General features: G+C 58.8%; 14 protein-coding genes, 1 other RNA gene and 1 pseudogene. 6 read left to right on the top strand and 10 right to left on the bottom strand.

Going from position 1 to position 21,065, the window contains the following annotated elements:
- Positions 1–26 precede the first annotated feature (26 nt).
- The 7 genes and pseudogenes from FQ185_RS09515 to FQ185_RS09545 form a co-directional block, all read right to left on the bottom strand.
- Positions 27–806: a toxin-antitoxin system YwqK family antitoxin gene (locus FQ185_RS09515; protein ID WP_149417202.1), complete on the bottom strand. Its 780-nt coding sequence runs from the start codon at positions 804–806 to the stop codon at positions 27–29.
- 415 nt (positions 807–1,221) lie between these two features.
- Positions 1,222–1,318: signal recognition particle sRNA small type (gene ffs, locus FQ185_RS09520), an RNA gene on the bottom strand.
- Positions 1,319–1,596: 278 nt separating this feature from the next.
- Positions 1,597–2,028, bottom strand: a pseudogene (locus FQ185_RS09525) (zinc-ribbon domain-containing protein); the annotation flags it as partial.
- A gap of 162 nt (positions 2,029–2,190) precedes the next feature.
- The gene (gene ligA / locus FQ185_RS09530) at positions 2,191–4,548 is read right to left on the bottom strand and encodes an NAD-dependent DNA ligase LigA (protein ID WP_149417203.1); all 2,358 of its coding nucleotides are present in this window, start codon (positions 4,546–4,548) and stop codon (positions 2,191–2,193) included.
- A 90-nt stretch (positions 4,549–4,638) separates the two neighbouring features.
- Positions 4,639–5,493, bottom strand: coding sequence for a cell division protein ZipA (gene zipA, locus FQ185_RS09535; RefSeq protein ID WP_149417204.1), 855 nt, complete (start codon positions 5,491–5,493; stop codon positions 4,639–4,641).
- A gap of 258 nt (positions 5,494–5,751) precedes the next feature.
- Positions 5,752–9,240 (bottom strand): chromosome segregation protein SMC, encoded by a 3,489-nt coding sequence (smc, locus tag FQ185_RS09540; protein ID WP_149417205.1) that lies wholly within the window; start codon positions 9,238–9,240, stop codon positions 5,752–5,754.
- Between the two features lie 2 nt (positions 9,241–9,242).
- Entirely contained in the window at positions 9,243–9,902 is a 660-nt protein-coding gene (locus tag FQ185_RS09545) for a GntR family transcriptional regulator (RefSeq protein WP_149417206.1), read from the bottom strand.
- A gap of 266 nt (positions 9,903–10,168) precedes the next feature.
- Here FQ185_RS09545 and xdhA point away from each other — a divergent pair, with 266 nt between their 5' ends.
- The 4 genes from xdhA (at position 10,169) to guaD (ending at position 16,314) form a co-directional block, all read left to right on the top strand.
- Positions 10,169–11,623, top strand: coding sequence for a xanthine dehydrogenase small subunit (gene xdhA / locus FQ185_RS09550; RefSeq protein WP_149417207.1), 1,455 nt, complete (start codon positions 10,169–10,171; stop codon positions 11,621–11,623).
- A complete protein-coding gene (gene xdhB / locus FQ185_RS09555) occupies positions 11,616–14,015 on the top strand; it encodes a xanthine dehydrogenase molybdopterin binding subunit (RefSeq protein WP_149417208.1) in 2,400 nt (799 codons plus the stop codon). The genes xdhA and xdhB overlap by 8 nt, the downstream gene beginning before the upstream one ends.
- Before the next feature lie 140 nt (positions 14,016–14,155).
- Positions 14,156–15,001 (top strand): xanthine dehydrogenase accessory protein XdhC, encoded by an 846-nt coding sequence (xdhC, locus tag FQ185_RS09560; RefSeq protein ID WP_149417209.1) that lies wholly within the window; start codon positions 14,156–14,158, stop codon positions 14,999–15,001.
- Positions 15,002–15,009: 8 nt separating this feature from the next.
- Positions 15,010–16,314 carry a guanine deaminase gene (gene guaD, locus FQ185_RS09565; RefSeq protein ID WP_149417210.1) on the top strand — a complete coding sequence of 435 codons (1,305 nt, stop codon included), beginning with the start codon at positions 15,010–15,012 and terminating at the stop codon, positions 16,312–16,314.
- A 181-nt stretch (positions 16,315–16,495) separates the two neighbouring features.
- Here guaD and FQ185_RS09570 read toward each other — a convergent pair whose 3' ends face one another.
- Positions 16,496–17,260, bottom strand: a complete 765-nt coding sequence (locus FQ185_RS09570; RefSeq protein ID WP_149417211.1) for a GntR family transcriptional regulator — start codon at positions 17,258–17,260, stop codon at positions 16,496–16,498.
- 359 nt (positions 17,261–17,619) lie between these two features.
- Here FQ185_RS09570 and FQ185_RS09575 point away from each other — a divergent pair, with 359 nt between their 5' ends.
- Positions 17,620–18,810 (top strand): benzoate/H(+) symporter BenE family transporter, encoded by a 1,191-nt coding sequence (locus FQ185_RS09575; protein WP_149417212.1) that lies wholly within the window; start codon positions 17,620–17,622, stop codon positions 18,808–18,810.
- A 62-nt stretch (positions 18,811–18,872) separates the two neighbouring features.
- Here the strand turns inward: FQ185_RS09575 and FQ185_RS09580 are convergent, their stop codons facing one another.
- Entirely contained in the window at positions 18,873–19,217 is a 345-nt protein-coding gene (locus FQ185_RS09580) for a YggL family protein (protein WP_007896965.1), read from the bottom strand.
- A 234-nt stretch (positions 19,218–19,451) separates the two neighbouring features.
- On the opposite strand from FQ185_RS09580, the gene dacB reads away from it, so the two are divergent.
- Positions 19,452–20,912 (top strand): D-alanyl-D-alanine carboxypeptidase/D-alanyl-D-alanine-endopeptidase, encoded by a 1,461-nt coding sequence (dacB, locus tag FQ185_RS09585; protein ID WP_149417213.1) that lies wholly within the window; start codon positions 19,452–19,454, stop codon positions 20,910–20,912.
- Between the two features lie 60 nt (positions 20,913–20,972).
- Here the strand turns inward: dacB and FQ185_RS09590 are convergent.
- On the bottom strand, positions 20,973–21,065 hold a 93-nt coding region (locus tag FQ185_RS09590), incomplete at its 5' end, for an IS3 family transposase (protein WP_141234440.1).

A 21,065-nucleotide genomic window follows, 5' to 3' on the forward strand; every position in this document is an offset into this window, starting at 1 on the left:
GGCTTCTGTCTTGAATTGGCTCTATTCTACGCGCCACATTCTGATTTAAATTCACTAAGCATGTCTTGCGAAATACCAATCTCTTCGCCAGATTCCAAAGCTTCATCATGAATAGATTTTATTTTCGCAGCCAAACAATCTTCAGGCGAAATTGTAGTCTCTTTCACGACTACATGGACCGGCTCAACAGCCTCAACGTATGGTTCGTTGGTGCCTACTTTGAGCAATGGTCCACTTGCTCCATTTGTAATTACAGAATAATACCCATTATAGAAATACTTCCCGGAACGAGTGCCATTCGTCCAAACGGTATCGTATTCCAAAACCCCATCACGCCATAGTTTTTCTACACCGGTTTTTTGACCATTCATAGCTTCAATTTCAGAAACTGGTTGTTTCTTAATATCCCACAGTTTATTCAGACCGCTTGCCTTTCCATCAACCCAATGAAAATCAGTGTAGAGAAAGCCATCATTGAGCCAGCGCTTTTCATTGCCGTGTTTATTGCCCTTAACGTAATCTGCTTCAGAATACTTGTTGCCATCGTTATAACGGCAGGTTTCTAAACCGTCCTTCAATCCTTTCTTAATTTCTGTGTTGCAGTTCGCGTAATTCATCGTGGAATTGAGAACCGGCATATTGGTTGCCGTACCAGTAAATGGTTCTTTATCGTTGACCTTGTAGTAAAGCCCCTGAATCGTATGGAGCTGTCGGACATCAACCTCTTCACCACCACAGGCACTAAGAAGCCCTGCAATCACTGTCAGGGAGATAGGTTTTAACAGCGTTGTCAAACGTGCAGACATCTTCGGCTTCCATGGCTTGATCAAATTGGCGGGAATGATAAGCCAAACAAGGACAATCGCGAAGCAAACTGCCATCACCAAGCCACAATTTTGCCACTCATCATAATGTCGAACTATGGAGGGACACTAAGCGGATAGGCAAACGTGGCATTCTTGAAGTTGAGGGACATGCTAGAGACTGACTCGCCCACCTCGAGCGCAACTGAAGAACAATTGATGAGGGCATAGCCGCCCAACCGCTAGGGGACTGAGCACAAGTGCAGGCAGCTTGAGAAGAATCGCTTGGAATAACTGAAATGGACGAGCTAGCATGCCGCTTATAGTGCACCACTCTGGTGTACCTAAACGCTGTCACACTTCGAGATTTTTTACTGATAAATCCTTGTACAATCAAGGATTTAGAGATAGGAGGCAACCCCACCAGCCACACCCCGGCACACAATGTTCCCGCTGTGGCTGCTTCCTTCCGGATCTGACCAGGTTCACGGGTAATCGTTGCGGGGGGACCGATGGGATCACCATAACGACGTTCACCTGACGGCGAACGGCGCCATTGTACCTATCTGAGACGAAGTTACAACCGTTCGGGCGGATTAAAAAAAATGTGCTGCTTCAAGGACATGCAAAGCCTGGGAAACACCACAGCCTATACAGCTGGTGAAGCCTGCGACTACAAGTCCTGCAACATCTCATCCGCCCTGCCGCCCTCTTGCTGAATCACCAGGTGGATAAAGTGCAGCTTGGCGATAACCGACGGCGGCAGGACGAATGGATAGAAATCCGGCCGGCCCAAACCAAGGCTGACCAACTGTGCGACGAGTCGACGCTTGGCGGTTTCAACCTTGCGCCAGCGCCCGTGGTTTTCAGCCATCGAAAGATCAGGAATGGTCCGATTCAGGCTACAGGCAATGCACAACGCATCGTGGTCATTGACCGGCAGCAGCCAATTGCACGCAGCCGGGGAATCGAGGTTGGCGCAGCGGTGGAACACACCCGTCTCGGGATCGGCATCGAGCAGCCAGGTATCGACCTGCAATCCGGGTTGCAGCGACGACAAACGACTCTGCACCCAGTGCCGCCGAGCACGCCAGGCACTGGCTATTACGAAAGAACAGCGACTGTCCACAACGGCAATGCCAGACCTTGCTGTTGCGCGAGCTTTCGCCGATGAAGGGCGCGGCGATGCGTGAGCTGAGCTGAGCTGTTCGAAGAAACGGTACATGGCGATCTATCCTTGGGCTTGCCAAGACTAGGTCATTACTCGTGGATGATCGTTCCCACGCTCTGCGTGGGAATGCATCCCGTGACGCTCTGCGTCACTCTTCGAAGCGGACGCGGAGCGTCCATGGCGGCATTCCCACGCGGAGCATGGGAACGATCACGACTAAACCGTGATGCCGTGCTTACTCAGAAACTCGACAAACGCCTCTTCATCCAACACCTTCAATCCCAGCTCATTGGCCTTGGTCAACTTGGAGCCAGCTCCCGGCCCGGCGACCACGCAATGGGTCTTGGCCGAGACGGAACCGGCCACCTTGGCGCCAAGGCTTTCAAGCTTGTCTTTGGCGATGTCGCGGCTCATCAATTCGAGCGAACCGGTCAGCACCCAAGTCTGCCCGGCCAGCGGCAAGCCTTCGACGACTTTCTTTTCGCTCTGCCAGTGCATACCGAAATCACGCAGCTGTTTCTCGGCGGACTCGGCAATTTGACGATTTTGCGCAACCGCGAAGAACTCCCGGACCGAAGTGGCCTGCTTCTCCGGCAGTGCCTGACGCATATCCAGCCAGTCGGCGTTGAAAATCCCTTCAAGCGAACCAAATTTGTCGGCCAGTTTCTGCGCCCCACCCGGCCCGACCGAAGGAATGTGCAGCTTGTCGAGGAAACCGCCCAACGTGGTGCTCGCCGCAAACTCGGCACTTAGCTCGCCCTGATCCTGAATCTGCATGCCGTGCTTAAGCAGATCCTTGATCACCTGCTGGTTATGCGCATCTTCGAAGAAGCTGTGGATCTCATGAGCCACTTCCAGACCAACATCCGGCAAGTACGTGAGCACTTGGGGCAACGCCTGTTGAACCCGCTCCAACGAGCCGAGCGAGCGCGCCAGTACCTTGGCCGTCTCTTCACCGACATCGGGAATCCCGAGGGCGTAGATGAACCGCGCCAGGCTTGGCTTCTTGCTGTCTTCGATGGCGCTGAGCAGGTTCTTGCTCGACAACTCGGCAAAGCCTTCCAGATCGACGATCTGCTCGAACGTCAGGGCGTACAGATCGGCCGGCGAACTCACCAGGCCTTCGTCCACCAGTTGCTCGACGCTCTTCTCGCCCAGCCCTTCGATGTCCATGGCGCGACGGGAGACGAAATGAATGATCGCCTGCTTGAGTTGCGCACCACAGGCCAGGCGACCGACGCAGCGATACACCGCGCCTTCGCTGACGGTCTCGCGACCTTTGCTGCGCTTGACCAGTTGCGTGCGCTCGACATGCGAACCGCAGACCGGACACTTTTCGGGAATCTGCACCGGCCGTGCGTTATCCGGGCGGCGCTCGGTGACCACTTGCACCACTTGCGGAATAACGTCGCCAGCGCGGCGGATGATCACGGTGTCGCCGATCATCAGGCCCAGGCGCGCCACTTCGTCCATGTTATGCAACGTCGCGTTGGCCACAGTGACGCCGGCAACCTTGACCGGTTTCAAGCGCGCCACGGGCGTCACGGCACCAGTACGGCCGACCTGGAATTCCACGTCGAGCAACTCGGTGAGTTCTTCCATCGCCGGGAATTTATGCGCGATGGCCCAGCGCGGTTCTCGAGCACGAAAACCCAGCTCACGCTGGGACGCGATGCTGTTGACCTTGAAAACGACGCCGTCGATTTCATAGCCCAGCGCGTTACGTCGTTCGCCGATGTCGCGGTAGTAATCCAGGCATTCATCGATGCCATGAGCCAGTTTCATTTCATGGCTGATCGGCATGCCCCAGGCCTGAAGCTGCTTCAGATTGCCGATGTGGGTGTCGGCAATATCAGCGGAAATCTGGCCGATGCCGTAGCAGCAAAATTCCAATGGACGGTTGGCCGTGATCTTCGAATCCAGCTGACGCAAGCTGCCGGCCGCCGCGTTACGCGGGTTGGCGAAAGTCTTGCCGCCGACTTCCAGTTGCGTGGCGTTGAGACGCTCGAAACCGGCCTTGGACATGAACACTTCGCCGCGCACTTCCAGGGTCGCCGGCCAACCGGTGCCGTGCAGCTTGAGCGGAATGTTGCGCACGGTGCGCACGTTGACGCTTATGTCTTCGCCGGTCGTGCCGTCGCCACGAGTCGCGCCGCGCACCAGCACGCCATCTTGATACAACAGACTGACCGCCAGGCCGTCGAGTTTCGGCTCGCAGCTGTATTCCACCGCCGCGCCACCACCCAACAGGTCACCGACCGGCAAGTCCAACCCCTCGGTCACCCGCCGATCGAACTCACGCATATCGGCTTCTTCGAAGGCGTTGCCGAGGCTGAGCATCGGCACTTCGTGGCGCACCTGCGTAAACGCCGATAGCGCCGCGCTGCCGACGCGCTGGGTCGGCGAGTCGCTGGTGATCAGTTCGGGATTGGCAGCTTCAAGCGTCTTGAGTTCATTGAACAACCGGTCGTACTCGGCGTCCGGAATGCTCGGCTCGTCCATTACGTGATAACGATAGTTGTGCTGATCCAGCTCAGCGCGCAGCTCTAGAATGCGGTTTTTGGCGGCGGTCATGGGTGTTCTCTCATAAAGCAAAAGAGCAGCCGAGGCTGCTCAATCTATTTGCTGATCGTCCCGCGCACGGCGCGGGAGCAATCTTTTGAATCAACGCTTCTGGGTCAATGCGCGACGTTCGAATTCAACGATGCGCTGACGGTAATGCTCAATCGTCTGGGCAGTCAGCACGCTGCGCTGGTCGTCTTTCAGTTCGCCGTTCAGCTCCTGAGACAGTTTGCGCGCCGCAGCCACCATCACGTCGAAGGCTTGCTTCGGATGACGCGGGCCTGGCAGACCGAGGAAGAAGCTCACTGCCGGTGTGCTGAAGTGGTCGATGTCATCCAGATCGAAGACGCCCGGCTTGACCGCATTGGCCATGGAGAACAGAACTTCGCCATTACCGGCCATGCTTTCGTGACGGTGGAAGATGTCCATCTCGCCGAAACGCAGACCACTTTCCAGAATGTTCTGCAACAGCGCCGGGCCTTTGAAGCCGGCAGCGTCACGGCAGATCACGCTGATCACCAATACTTCTTCCGCTTGCGGTTGTTCCTTCTCGCTGACCGAGCCCGAAGACTTGGTGTCATCCGGGAAGTCGTCGTCACGGCTGCTGAAGCTCGGGCCGCCGTCCAGATCCAGACTGAGGTTCATGTCGCCCTGGGAAGGCTCGCCATGGCCACGCTTGCCGCGCTTGGAACCCGACTCACGCGGTTCACGGGCAGGCATGCTCACCGACGGCAGATCGTGCTCGTCCAGTTGCGGTTCTTTGTGAGTATCCAGGACGCGAGGCGGGCCCAACAGCTCGGCGCTGGTGTCCTCGTCCGGCAAATTGGACAAACTTCGGTCAAGACGGAATTTCAGTTTTCCCTTGCCGCCGCGCATGCGACGCCAGCCATCGAAAAGAATACCGGCAATGACAATAATGCCGATGACGATCAGCCACTCGCGCAGACCGATTTCCATGTAATCCCGTGCCTCTATAAAAAATGCTGAAAAATAAGGGGTTTACAACTCGCAAACCGCTTTAAAACGTGGCGCCAACTCTATGTTCTGACAGGCGTTTTGCCCACGTATACGAAAAATTGACATTAAACTAGCACGACCAAAGGCAACTTTACACCGCCTGTCACGATGGCTTGCGCGAATATGTCGATTGGCCAGCAAGTAAAGACAAGTAAACAAGTCCTATAAACGTGTAGTACCTGTCCTACAAACTACGGCTCAGGCCTCCACCATCGCCATCGCCTCCTCGACATCCACTGCCACCAGACGCGAGCAACCCGGTTCGTGCATCGTCACCCCCATCAGTTGATCGGCCATTTCCATGGCGATCTTGTTGTGAGTGATATAGATGAACTGCACCGATTGCGACATCTCTTTTACCAGCCGTGCGTAGCGTCCAACGTTAGCGTCATCCAATGGCGCGTCAACTTCATCGAGCATGCAGAACGGCGCCGGATTCAACTTGAAGATCGCAAAAACCAGGGCCAATGCTGTCAGCGCTTTTTCGCCGCCGGAGAGCAAATGGATGGTGCTGTTCTTCTTTCCTGGCGGCTGCGCCATGATCGTTACCCCTGTATCGAGTAGATCTTCGCCCGTCAGTTCCAAATACGCGCGTCCTCCACCGAAAACTTTTGGGAAAAGGGCCTGTAAACCGCCATTGATCTGATCAAAGGTATCTTTGAAGCGGTTTCGGGTTTCCTTGTCGATCTTGCGAATCACGTTTTCGAGGGTGTCCAGCGCTTCCACCAGATCATCGTTCTGAGCGTCCAGATAACGTTTACGCTCGGATTGCTGCTGGTATTCGTCGATGGCCGCCAGGTTGATCGCACCGAGACGCGCAATACGCGCTGCGATGCGTTCGAGTTCTTCCTCGGCGTCTTTCTCGTTGGCCTCGGCCACCAAGGTGGCGAGCACACCGTGGAGGTCGTAGCCGTCCTCCAGCAACTGATCCTGCAAGGTCTTGCGGCGCACGGTCAGGGCTTGCCATTCCATGCGTTGGTGTTCGAGCTGGCCGCGGATCAATTGCGATTGCTGCTCGGCCTGATTGCGGCGTTTTTCGGCATCACGCAGTTCACGGTCGGCATCTTCCATGGCCATTTGCGCAGTCTTGAGTTCCTCGTCGACGGTCATGCGCTTGTCGAGCAGCTCTTCAAGTTTGAGGCGCAGCTCTTCCAGCGGCGCCTCGCCCTCCTCCAGATTGAGGCTCAACTGTTCGCGTTTTTCGGTCAGGCGCTCGGACTGCATTTCCAGCCGCTCCAGCGCCTGACGCGTCGAGTCATGTTGCGCCTTGAGCGAACCCAATCGTACCGCCAACTGATGAGCGTGATCCTTGTGCTGCCGGGCTTCCTGACGCACACGATCAAGGCGTTCGCGCAAGCTGTCACGCTGGGCCAGCAGCAACTCGCGCTGCTCGGTATCCAGCGCCATGCTGTCGAGGGCTTCCTGCAATTGCAGGCGCGCCTCGCCGATGTTTTCGTGCTCCAGAGCACGCTGCTCGCCCAATTCGGTGAGCTCTTCATCCAGTCTCGTACGCCGCAAAGTCAGTTGTTCGGCCTTGGCTTTGCCGGCGGAAAGCTGTGCTTTCAACTCGCCTTGCTGACGGGCTTCGTCCTGCAACAGTCGGCGCAAATGTTCGCGACCGTTTTCCTGCTGACGCTGTTGCGCCCGCAGGTTTTGCAACTGGGTTTCCAGGGTTTCGACGCTGCCTTCGCGCTCTTCGCGTTCGAGGCCCAGACGCTGGATTTCCTGACCACGGGCCAACACACCGCTTTCTGCTTCGCTGGCCCGACGCACGCGTAAGAAGTGTCGAGCGACCCAGTAACCGTCGCGGCTGATCAGGCTCTGGCCAGCGTTCAGCTGACCGCGCAGGGCCAAGGCCTGTTCGAGACTGTCGACCGGTTTGACCTGCCCCAGCCATGGCGACAGATCAATCTGCGCCTCGACCTTGTCGAGCAAACTGCCGGGCATGCGCACGCCGTCGCCGGCCGGGCTGAGCAATCGCAGATCGCCCTGGGCAAATCCGGCCAGATCGAAATCGCCGAAGTCGTCCACCAGCACCGCTTGCAGATCGGCGCCGAGCACGGTTTCCACCGCCAGCTCCCAACCGGCCTCAACCTTCAAGCCTTCAGCCAGACGCGGGCGATCCGCCAGATTTTGTTCACGCAGCCATTCAGCGGTGCCAGTGCCCGGATCGAGCGCGGCTTGCTGCAACGCCTCGAGGGACGCCAGTCGACCGTTGAGCCGCTGCAAATCACCCTGAGCCTGCTGCTGATTTTGCAGCGCCAATTGCAGTTCCTGACGCAGTTGCTCAAGGCGTTCGACCTGGGCTTCTTCGCTGGCCTGCAAGTCTTCAAGGGTGGCTTCACTCGCAGCCAACTGCTCGCTGAGTTCCATGATCGCCGCGTCTTCCGGGTCCGCCGAGAGCAACGCGCGCTCTTCGCCAAGACGCTTCTGACGATCGGCCAGGCGCTCCATGCTGGTTTCCAGCTGCTGGATGCGCGACTGCTGGACTTCGGATTGGCGACGCGGCTCGGCGGCAATCAGGTTGAAGGTGTCCCACTGCTCCTGCCAGGCGTGCATGGTGGTTTCGGATTCTTCCAGCGCGGCGGCGGCTTCTTCGGCGGCAGCGCTGGTGACTTCCTGCTCCGGGGTGAGCATGTCCAGCTCTTCGCCGAGGGTCAGCAGCAACGTGCGGTCGTGGCCCAGGTGAGATTCGGTTTCCAGTCGCGCGCGTTCGGCTTCTTTCAGATCGTCCTGCAGCTGGCGCAAACGCTGCTGACCGTGCTGGATGCTCTGCTCGACCCGGGCGATGTCGCCGCCGACCGAATAGAAGCGCCCCTGCACCAGATTGAAGCGCTCGGAGAGGTCGTGATGCCCGTCGCGAAAGCGTTCGATGCTCGCATCGGCATTGCGCTGCTCGGCCACCAGGGCCTCGAAAGTGACTTCCTGGGTGCCGATGATCGCTTCGCGCTGGCCCACCTGCTCGTTCAACGCTTGCCAGCGCAAGGCCGACAGTTGGGCTTTGAGCTGACGCTCTTCGCCCTTGTATTCCTGATACTTCTTGGCGGCCTCGGCCTGGCGGTGCAAGCGTTCGAGTTGGCGCTCAAGCTCTTCGCGCAAGTCAGTCAGACGAGCGAGGTTTTCGTGGGTGCGACGGATGCGGTTCTCGGTTTCTCGCCGGCGCTCCTTGTATTTGGAGATGCCGGCCGCTTCTTCGATGAAATTGCGCAGGTCTTCGGGCTTGGACTCGATCAGCTTGGAGATCATCCCCTGCTCGATAATCGAATAGCTGCGCGGGCCCAGGCCTGTTCCCAGAAAGATGTCGGTGATGTCGCGGCGACGGCATTTGGTGCCGTTGAGGTAATAGGTGGTCTGGCTGTCGCGGGTCACTTTGCGGCGAATGGAAATTTCCGCATAGGCGGCATATTCGCCGAGCAGGGTGCCGTCGGAGTTATCGAACACCAGCTCGATGCTGGCCTGGCTCACCGGTTTACGGCTGGTGGAGCCGTTGAAGATGACGTCGGTCATCGACTCGCCGCGCAAGTTCTTGGCCGAGCTCTCGCCCATCACCCAACGCACGGCGTCGATGATGTTCGACTTGCCGCAGCCATTGGGCCCGACCACTGCCGCCATGTTGCTGGGGAAGTTCACCGTGGTCGGGTCGACGAAGGATTTGAACCCCGCCAGTTTGATGCACTTGAGCCGCACGCTTAAGCGTCCGTCAGGGCTGAAACCACCAGATCGCAACTGCGCTGGGCATACGCCGTCAGCACCACGCGGATCTGCGGGAAGTCACGGGCTATCACGGCCGCGAGCAAGCGTTCGAACAGCTCCAGGAACTCGCTCATCGAGGCCTTGCGCTGGTCCAGGGCGAGGAAATACGCGCGGCTCATGGCCGGCTGCAGATTCTCGACGGTTTCCTGCAAATAAGGGTTGTTGGCGAACGGATAGGCGGCGCGCATCACATTGAAGCTGTCGTCGACAAAGGTGCGGATGTCCTGGCGCTCGTAGCTGGCCGTCAGTCGCTGCTGGATTTGCACGAACGGCGCCATGTCGGCCTGGACTTGCCAGCCGCTGGCCACGGCATTGCCCAGCAGGATGTAAAGCTCGCTCATCAGCGTGCACAGGCTCTGGACCTTGTGGGCCGTCAGCTCGGTCACATGGGCGCCACGTCGCGGCAGGATCGCGATCAGGTGGCGGCGCTCGAGGATCAGCAAGGCTTCGCGGACCGAACCGCGGCTGACATTGAGGGCCAGCGTGACCTTCTGTTCCTGGATGCGCTCCCCGGGCTTCATTTCGCCACGAATGATACGTTCGGCGAGGTGGTGAGCAATTTGCTCGGCGAGGCTGTCCGGCGCCTTGAACGTCATGGTTGTCCTTCAAACTCTTCGATTTGCACAAGCGGCGCAGTGTAGCGCAATTGATACGACATGGCGGAGTGCCCACTCGGCGGTTTTTGGCACGATTCAAGCAAAAAGCAAGGTATCGCGTGAGGGTCAATAATGAAGGAACGCGTCGTTTATCGACAAAATGCCATTTCCTGACCTTTAAGTCAGAAAATCATTGACCGAAAAGTCAGACCTGATAAATTCGGTTCAAGTCGGTTAACAACAATAATGAGTCTGCGAGGCCTTCCGTGATCCAGTTTTTACTTAACCAGGAACTCCGTAGCGAGCACGCCCTGGACCCAAACCTGACCGTGCTCAATTATCTGCGCGACCATGTGGGCAAACCCGGCACCAAAGAAGGCTGCGCCAGCGGTGACTGCGGCGCCTGCACCGTGGTGGTTGGCGAGCTGCAAACGGATGACGATGGCCGCGAGCACATTCGCTATCGCAGCCTCAACTCGTGCCTGACGTTCGTTTCGTCATTGCACGGCAAACAATTGATCAGTGTCGAAGACCTCAAGTACCAAGGCGAGCTGCACAGCGTGCAGAAAGCCATGGTCGAGTGCCACGGTTCGCAATGCGGCTTCTGCACACCCGGCTTCGTCATGTCGCTGTTCGCGCTGCAAAAGAACAGCGATCAACCGGATGCTCATAAAGCTCACGAAGCACTGGCCGGCAACCTCTGCCGCTGCACCGGCTATCGGCCGATTCTGGCGGCCGCCGAGCAGTCCTGCTGCGGCAAACAGCCGGACCAGTTCGATGCTCGCGAAGCCGACACCATCGCTCGCCTGAAAGCCATCGCCCCTACCGACATCGGCGAACTCAACAGTGGCGACAAGCGCTGCCTGGTGCCGCTGACCGTCGCTGATCTGGCCGACCTCTATGACGCTTATCCACAGGCCCGCCTGCTGGCTGGCGGTACGGATCTAGCGCTGGAAGTCACTCAGTTCCACCGCACCCTGCCGGTGATGATCTACGTCGGCAACGTCGCCGAGATGAAGCGCATCGAACGCTTCGATGATCGCCTGGAAATCGGCGCCGCCACCGCCCTCTCCGATTGCTACGAAGCGTTGAAGGCCGAGTACCCGGACTTCGGCGAATTGCTGCAACGATTCGCCTCCTTGCAGATCCGCAACCAGGGCACCCTCGGCGGCAACATCGGCAACGCCTCGCCGATCGGTGACTCGCCACCGCTGCTGATTGCTCTGGGCGCGCAGATTGTCCTGTGCAAAGGCGACACCCGCCGCACCATGGCGCTGGAAGATTACTTCATCGATTACCGGGTCACCGCGCGTCAGGAAAGCGAGTTCATCGAGAAGATCATCGTGCCGCGTGCCAGCGCCGAACAACTGTTCCGCGCCTACAAGGTGTCGAAACGTCTGGACGATGACATTTCCGCGGTCTGCGCCGCGTTCAACCTGCGCATCGACAACGGTGTGATCGCCGATGCCCGGGTCGCTTTTGGCGGCATGGCTGCGACACCAAAACGCGCCAAGGCCTGCGAAGCTGTATTGCTCGGTGCCACCTGGAACAACGACACCGTCGAACGCGCCTGCGCTGCCCTGGCCGAAGATTTCACGCCGCTTTCGGACTTCCGCGCCAGCAAGGAATACCGCCTGCTCAGCGCGCAAAACCTGCTGCGCAAATACTTCATCGAACTGCAAACACCGCACATCGAGACTCGGGTGACCGCTTATGTCTAATCATCACGCCGTAGAGAAGACCCAAGCCGAACTGGCTGAACTGTTCGCCAAGGACCTGAGCACCGGTGTCGGCCGCAGCGTCAAGCACGACAGCGCCACCAAGCACGTGTCCGGCGAAGCGCAGTACATCGACGACCGGCTGGAATTTCCGAATCAGTTGCATGTTTACGCACGCCTGTCGGACCGCGCCCACGCGAAAATCATCAGCATCGACACCCAGCCTTGCTACGCCTTTGAAGGCGTGCGCATCGCCATCACCCACAAAGACGTGCCGGGGCTGAAAGACATCGGCCCATTGCTGCCGGGCGATCCGCTGCTGGCCATCGACGACGTACAATTCGTTGGTCAACCGGTGCTCGCCGTTGCGGCGAAAGACCTGGAAACCGCACGCAAAGCCGCGATGGCCGCGATCATCGAATACGAAGATCTCGAACCGGTACTGGACGTGGTTGAAGCGCTGCGCAAACGCCACTTCGTGCTCGACAGCCACACGCATCAGCGCGGTGACTCGGCCGGTGCCTTGGCGACTGCCGAGCATCGTATCCAGGGCACGTTGCACATTGGCGGCCAGGAACACTTCTACCTCGAAACCCAAATCTCTTCAGTCATGCCGACTGAAGACGGCGGCATGATCGTCTACTGCTCGACGCAGAACCCCACCGAAGTGCAGAAACTGGTGGCCGAAGTCCTCGACGTATCGATGAACAAAATCGTCGTCGACATGCGCCGCATGGGCGGTGGCTTCGGTGGCAAGGAAACCCAGGCCGCGAGCCCGGCGTGTCTGTGTGCAGTGATCGCTCACCTCACCGGCCAGCCAACCAAAATGCGTTTGCCGCGGGTCGAAGACATGCTGATGACCGGCAAGCGTCACCCGTTCTACGTCGAGTACGACGTGGGCTTCGACAGCACCGGTCGCCTGCATGGCATCGCTCTGGAACTGGCCGGTAACTGCGGTTGCTCGCCGGATCTGTCGGCATCGATTGTTGACCGTGCGATGTTCCACGCCGACAACTCGTACTACCTCGGCGATGCAACCATCAACGGTCACCGCTGCAAAACCAACACCGCGTCGAACACCGCTTACCGTGGTTTCGGTGGCCCGCAAGGCATGGTCGCCATTGAAGAAGTGATGGACGCCATCGCCCGCCATCTGGCCCTCGATCCGCTGGCGGTGCGCAAGGCCAACTACTACGGCAAGACCGAGCGCAACGTCACTCATTACTACCAGACTGTCGAGCACAACATGCTCGAGGAAATGACCGCCGAACTCGAAGAAAGCAGCCAGTACGCCGAGCGTCGCGAAGCGATCCGCCGCTACAACGCCAACAGCCCGATCCTGAAAAAAGGCCTGGCGCTGACCCCGGTTAAATTCGGTATTTCCTTCACCGCTAGCTTCCTCAACCAGGCCGGTGCGCTGATCCATGTCTACACCGACGGCAGCATCCACTTGAACCATGGCGGCACCGAAATGGGCCAGGGTCTGAACACCAAAGTCGCGCAGGTCGTGGCCGAAGTGTTCCAGGTGGAAATGGACCGGGTGCAGATCACCGCGACCAATACCGACAAGGTGCCGAACACCTCGCCGACCGCCGCTTCCAGTGGCGCCGACCTGAACGGTAAAGCCGCGCAGAACGCAGCGGAAATCATCAAGAAACGCTTGGTGGAATTCGCCGCGCGACAGTACAAAGTCAGCGAAGAAGACGTGGAATTCCACAACGGCCACGTGCGGGTTCGTGATCACATCCTGACTTTCGAAGCGCTGATCCAGCAGGCATATTTCGCCCAGGTTTCGTTGTCGAGCACCGGGTTCTACAAGACCCCGAAAATCTTCTACGACCGCAGCCAGGCGCGTGGTCGGCCGTTCTATTACTACGCCTTCGGCGCAGCGTGCTGCGAGGTGATCATCGACACCCTGACCGGCGAATACAAAATGCTGCGCACCGACATCCTCCACGACGTCGGCGACTCACTGAACCCGGCCATCGACATCGGCCAGGTCGAGGGTGGTTTCATCCAGGGCATGGGGTGGCTGACCATGGAAGAACTGGTGTGGAACAACAAGGGCAAACTGATGACCAACGGCCCGGCCAGCTACAAGATCCCGGCGGTGGCGGACATGCCGCTGGACCTGCGGGTGAAACTGGTTGAAAACCGCAAGAACCCCGAAGACACCGTGTTCCATTCCAAGGCTGTGGGCGAGCCACCGTTCATGCTCGGCATCGCCGCGTGGTGTGCGATCAAGGACGCCGTGGCGAGCCTCGGTGACTACAAACATCAACCGAACATCGACGCACCGGCGACGCCGGAGCGGGTGTTGTGGGGCTGTGAGCAGATGCGCCAGTTGAAGGTGGCGAAGGCTGTTGAAGTTAAACCAGAGTTGGTTTCGCTCTAGACCGAGGCGCGTCCAATCGCCAGCAGGCTGGCTCCCACAGGATTTGCGTTGTATCCAGATTGTGTGGACACCACAGACCCTGTGGGAGCTAGCCTGCTAGCGATGGCGGACTGACAGACAACAGAAATGTTGAGGTGAATATGTACAACTGGATCGACGCCCTCGCCGACCTGCAATCCCAGGGTGAACCCTGCGTGTTGGTGACCATCATCGAAGAGCTCGGCTCGACGCCGCGTAACGCCGGCTCGAAGATGGTCATCAGCGCCAGCCAGACCTTCGACACCATCGGTGGCGGGCATCTGGAATACAAGGCCATGCAGATCGGCCGGGAGATGCTTGCCAGCGGCAAGCAGGACACGCACCTTGAGCGCTTCAGCCTCGGTGCCAGCCTGGGCCAGTGCTGCGGTGGCGTGACCGTGTTGCTGTTCGAACCGATGGGCCAGGTCCAGGCGCAGATCGCAGTATTCGGCGCCGGTCATGTCGGCCGCGCGCTGGTGCCGCTGCTCGCCAGCCTGCCCTGCCGGGTGCGCTGGATTGACTCGCGGGAAGCGCAATTCCCGGAACAGGTCCCCCACGGCGTGCGCAAGATCGTCAGCGAAGAACCGGTGGACGAAATCGATGACCTGCCCGCCGGCAGCTACTGCATCGTCATGACCCACAATCACCAGCTCGACCTAGAACTCACCGCCGCGATCCTCAAGCGCAACGACTTCGCCTACTTCGGCCTGATCGGTTCGAAGACCAAACGGGTGAAGTTCGAACACCGTCTGCGTGACCGTGGTTTCGACAGCGCCGTGCTGCAACGCATGCGCTGTCCGATGGGCATCGGCGAAGTCAAAGGCAAGTTGCCTGTGGAAATCGCCATCTCCATCGCCGGCGAAATCATCGCCACCTATAACGCGAATTTCGGCCAGCACATCGCCAGCGCCGGATCATCGATCGCCAAACTGCTGCCTGCTTCACGCCGCAGCCAAGCTACCCATTGAGAACTCCCATGCCTCTGACTCGCAAAGCCTACCGCGCCGCCATTTTGCACAGCATCGCCGACCCTGCCGAAGTGGGCATCGAAGCCTCGTATGAATACTTCGAAGACGGCCTGCTGGTGGTCGATAACGGCAAGATCAGCGCCGTCGGCCACGCGTCCGATCTGCTGGCAACCTTGCCGGCTGACGTCGAGATCACTCATTACCAGGACGCGCTGATCACCCCTGGCTTTATCGACACCCACATTCACCTGCCACAAACCGGCATGGTCGGTGCCTACGGCGAACAGCTGCTGGACTGGCTCAACACCTACACCTTCCCGTGCGAAAGCCAGTTCTCCGACAAGGCTCACGCTGACGAAGTCGCCGACATTTTCATCAAGGAACTGCTGCGCAACGGCACCACCACCGCGCTGGTCTTCGGCAGCGTGCATCCGCAATCGGTCAACTCGTTCTTCGAGGCTGCCGAGCAGCTGGACCTGCGCATGATTGCCGGCAAGGTGATGATGGACCGCAACGCACCGGACTACCTGACCGATACCGCAGAATCGAGCTACGTCGAAAGCAAGGCGCTGATCGAACGCTGGCACGGCAAAGGTCGTTTGCATTACGCCGTCACTCCGCGCTTCGCCCCGACCAGCACTCCGGAACAACTGACCCTCGCCGGCCAGCTGCTCGGTGAATACCCGGACCTGTACATGCAGACCCACATCAGTGAGAACCTCAAGGAAGTCGAGTGGGTCAAGGAGCTGTTCCCGGAGCGCAAGGGCTACCTCGACGTCTACGATCACTACCAATTGCTGGGCGAGCGCTCGGTGTTCGCCCATGGCGTGCACCTGTGCGACGACGAGTGCGCGCGGCTGGCAGAGACTGGCTCGGCGATTGCGTTCTGCCCGACCTCGAACTTCTTCCTCGGCAGCGGTTTGTTCAACCTGCCGATGGCCGAGAAGCACAAATTGAATGTCGGTTTGGGCACGGACGTCGGTGGCGGCACCAGTTTCTCGCTGCTGCAAACGTTGAACGAAGCGTACAAGGTCATGCAGATGCAAGGTGCGCGCCTGAGCCCGTTCAAATCGCTGTACCTGGCGACCCTCGGCGGTGCGCGGGCGCTGCGTCTGGAAGACAAGATCGGCACTTTGCATGCGGGCACCGATGCTGACTTCCTGGTGCTGGACTACAACGCCACGCCGCTGCTCAGCTATCGCTTGAAGCAGGCCAATAACATTGCCGAGACGTTGTTTGTATTGATGACGCTGGGCGACGACCGGACGGTGTTGCAGACATATGCGGCGGGGAATCAGGTGCATCAGCGCTAAGATTTTCGCCGGCATAAAAAATCCCCCGTAGCGTTATAGCCCGGGGGATTTTTATTTGATCGTTCCCACGCTCCGCGTGGGAATGCAGCCCGGGACGCTCCGCGTCCCAATCCAGAGCCGAACGCAGAGCGTCCATTGAGGCATTCCCACGCAGAGCGTGGGAACGATCAGCGTCAGGTAGTCAGAGTTTCGCGACCGGCCGCCCTGGCTTCTTGCTCTGCAACAAATGCGAAAACACCGCATGCAAATCATCCGACGCGCTTTCTTCGTCGAGGTTGAGTTTGCTGTCGATGTGATCCATGTGATGCATCATCAGGTTCACCGCCAACTCACCGTCCCGCGCTTCGATCGCATTGATCAGTTGGGTGTGCTCATCGTAAGAACAGTGGGAGCGATTGCCGCTTTCGTACTGGGCGATGATCAACGACGTCTGGGACACCAGGCTGCGCTGGAAGCTGATCAGCGGGGCATTTTTCGCCGCTTCAGCCAGTTTGAGGTGGAATTCGCCCGACAGACGGATACCGGCACCGCGATCGCCCCGGGAAAAGCTGTCGCGTTCGTCGTCGACCATTTGACGCAACTCGGCAATCTGCTCGGCAGTGGCGTGTTGCACGGCCAACTCAGTGATTGCCCGCTCCACCAGACGTCGTGCGAGGAACACCTGACGGGCCTCTTCGACACTTGGGCTGGAGACGACAGCGCCGCGGTTCGGACGCAGCAACACCACGCCTTCATGGGCCAGACGCGACAGCGCGCGGCGAATGATGGTGCGGCTGACCCCGAAAATTTCCCCCAGCGCTTCTTCGCTCAACTTTGTGCCGGGCGCCAGACGCTGCTCGAGAATGGCCTCGAAGATATGCGCATAGACAATATCGTCCTGGGTACCGCTGCGGCCGGTTTTGCCTGTTCGCGGTTGTTTCTTTAGGGGCTGCAACTGTTCGTTCATGGGCACTCGAGTCGGGAGAACTGCGGCGAATTGACCGTGACTGTAATACGGCACAGTGGGTCGCTGGCAAGTATCGCGTAAAAAACACTGCGATTGTACACAATGGTTGGTGGCAACACGACTGTACGGCTGTTTGCGGCCCCGGCTGTATTGCAATGGTTGGTTACTTTTGAGTTTAGGCTTGATCGCAGAATCCGCCGATCGAACGCAATTCCCTGTGGGAGCGTGGCTTGCCCGCGAAGACGGCGTGTCAGTCAACGTCGATGTTGAATGTGCTGACGCCTTCGCGGGCAAGCCACGCTCCCACAAGGCTCAGCGGCGTTTCGGACATCTTTATCAGAACAAGGAACACCGCTGTCATGAACGACGCCACGCACACGCAGCTTCGCCCACTGGCCGACACGTCGCCCTCGGCCATTGTCGCCGGGTTCATCGCGATGATGACCGGTTACACCAGTTCACTGGTCCTGATGTTCCAGGCGGGGCAAGCGGCAGGCCTGACCAGTGGGCAGATTTCGTCGTGGATCTGGGCGATTTCGATTGGCATGGCGGTGTGCTCGATCGGCCTGTCCCTGCGTTATCGCACGCCGATCACCATTGCCTGGTCGACGCCTGGTGCGGCGTTGCTGATTACCAGCCTGGGCGGCGTGACATACGGCGAAGCCATCGGCGCCTACATTACCTGCGCAGTGCTGGTGACGGTTTGTGGTTTGACCGGCAGCTTCGAACGGCTGGTGAGAAAGATTCCGGCTTCATTGGCCGCCGCCCTGCTGGCGGGGATTCTGTTCAAGATCGGCAGTGAAATCTTCGTCGCCGCACAGCATCGCACCGCGCTGGTTCTGGGCATGTTCTTCACCTACCTTGTGGTCAAACGCCTGTCACCGCGTTATGCCGTGCTGGCCGCGTTGTTGATCGGTACGGCGCTGTCGGGGTTCATGGGCTTGCTGGACTTCAGCGGTTTCCACCTGGAAGTGGCGACGCCGGTCTGGACCACGCCGCACTTCTCCCTGGCCGCGACCATCAGCATCGGCATTCCGCTGTTTGTCGTGGCAATGACCTCGCAGAACATGCCCGGCATCGCCGTGTTACGCGCCGACGGTTACACCGTGCCGGCCTCGCCGCTGATCACCACCACGGGCATCGCTTCGTTGCTGCTGGCGCCGTTCGGTTCCCACGGGATCAACCTGGCGGCCATCAGCGCGGCGATTTGCACCGGGCCGCATGCCCATGAGGATCGCAACAAGCGCTACACGGCGGCCGTCTGGTGCGGGATTTTCTACGGGATCGCCGGGGTGTTCGGCGCGACGCTGGCGGCGCTGTTTGCCGCGCTACCGAAAGAATTGGTGCTGTCGATTGCAGCGCTGGCGTTGTTCGGCTCGATCATCAATGGCTTGAGCATCGCCATGAGCGAAGTGAAGGAACGTGAAGCGGCGCTGATTACCTTTATGGTCACGGCGTCGGGGCTGACGCTGTTTTCCATCGGTTCGGCGTTCTGGGGGATTGTGGCGGGGGTGTTGACGTTGGTGATCTTGAACTGGCGTAAAGCCTGAAAAGCAAAAGATCTTCCGGACATAAAAAAACGGCGGCCCTTGGGCCGCCGTTTTTTACAACATCAAGCTACCGGATTGATCGGCTTTTCCGGGTACCAGACGTCGATCAGCGGGCTGACAGTCGCTTCAGTCAGTTCGCTGCGGCCTTTGAGCCAGGCTTCAACAGCAGCACGCTGCTCTTCGGAAACCGAGCCACGCTTCTGCAGGCAAACCAGACCGAAGTCGTCGCCGCCAACATAACCCAGACCGTTGGCTTCCATGGCTTCTTTCAGGAACGCGTCGAGGAAAGCATCAATGGCTTCATCAGCCAAATCTTCTTTGAAATCCAGGTTCAGTTCGAAACCCAGCTCTTGAAATTCATCGACGCACAGTTTTTTGCGCAGACGCTGGGAACGGTTAGTCGCCATTGGAACAATCCTCATAAGTAATAACGGGCGGCACTTTAGCAGTTTAAGACGCCGATTGCCCGTCTCTCGGCAGTGCCACGCCTACCGTCGGTAAAAAAATAGCGGATTAGGTGACCAGGGCACGGCACAAGCCGCTACACCTTGGGGCATAATGCCGACACTTTCGTGACCACTGAGGGATTTCATTTTCATGCCCTCGTCTTTTTCCCCCTCGGCTGTAGGGTTTTATTTCACATGATCAAATCTTTGCGTCCATTGTTGTTGGCCGGTTTTCTTCTCCCTCTGGCCTTCCCCGTTTCCTCCGCTCCCATTAATACCGGCCTGACGCCTAATGTAGAAAAGGCCCTCAAGGCCAGCAAGTTGCAGGACAACGCTCTGTCGCTGGTGCTGATCCCGCTGAACGGTCCTGGCACCCCGACTATTTTCAACGCTGATGTCTCCGTCAACCCGGCCTCGACCATGAAGCTGGTCACCACTTACGCCGCGCTGGAAATGCTCGGCCCGAACCACCAGTGGAAAACCGAGTTCTACACCGACGGCACCCTGAGCGGCGGCATCCTTAACGGTAACCTCTACCTCAAGGGTGGCGGTGATCCGAAGCTGAACATGGAAAAACTCTGGCTGCTGATGCGTGACCTGCGCGCCAACGGCGTGACACAAATCACCGGCGACCTGGTGCTGGACCGCAACTTCTTCGTGCAACCTCAGCTGCCGGTGTTCAACGACGACGGCAATGACGACAACAAACCGTTCCTGGTCAAACCCGATTCGCTGATGGTCAACCTCAAGGCCCTGCGTTTTGTGGCGCGTAACGACAACGGTCGGGTGCTGGTGTCAGTGGAACCGCCGATTGCCACCATTCGCATCGAAAACCAGGTCAAGGCCGTCAATTCCAAGCAATGCACCGGCGGCGTGCGCTACAACCCGGTGACCCAGGCCGATGGCAGCGTGACCGTGACCGTCGGCGGTCAGTTGGGCGATGGCTGCAGCTCCCAGACTTACCTGTCGCTGCTCGACCACGCGACCTACACCGCCGGCGCCGTGCGGGCGATCTGGAAGGAGCTGGGCGGCAGCATTCAGGGCACGGACCGTCTGGCGCCAACCCCAAAAAACGCCAAGGTCCTGGCTCGAGCCTTCTCGCCGGACCTGGCGGAAATCATCCGCGACATCAACAAATACAGTAACAACACCATGGCCCAGCAACTGTTCCTGAGCCTGGGTCAGCAGTTCCGTACCGAAGCCGACGGTGATGATGCCAAGGCTGCGCAACGTGTCGTGCGTCAGTGGCTGGCGAAGAAAGGCATTACCGCGCCGCACCTGGTCATGGAGAACGGCTCCGGGCTGTCCCGTGCCGAACGTGTGAGTGCGCGTGAAATGGCCTCGATGCTGCAAGCCGCGTGGCGTAGCCCGTACGCCGCCGAGTTCATCAGCTCGATGCCGATTGCCGGTACCGACGGCACCATGCGTAAGCGCCTGAAGACCACCGCGATGCGCGGTGAAGCCCACGTCAAGACCGGCACCCTCAACACCGTGCGGGCGATCTCCGGCTACAGCCGCGACATCAACGGCAATACCTGGGCGGTGGTGGCAATCCTCAACGACAAGGCACCGTTTGGCGCGTCCTCGGTACTGGATCAAGTGCTGCTGGACCTGTATCGCCAGCCGAAACTGCCGGAAACGGCTTCGGTGTTGTAACCCCCAACCTGATCGTTCCCACGCTCTGAACTGACCCCACAAAGTTGGACGTTTACCCATCTATGCCTGAGCGGCCTGAGTTCTGTATTCAACAGGACTCAGGCCGTTTAGCTTCAGTCTGATACGCGAGTGATTGTAATACTGGATGTACTC

The sequence above is a fragment of the Pseudomonas sp. ANT_H12B genome, assembly GCF_008369325.1.
Taxonomy (GTDB): domain Bacteria; phylum Pseudomonadota; class Gammaproteobacteria; order Pseudomonadales; family Pseudomonadaceae; genus Aquipseudomonas.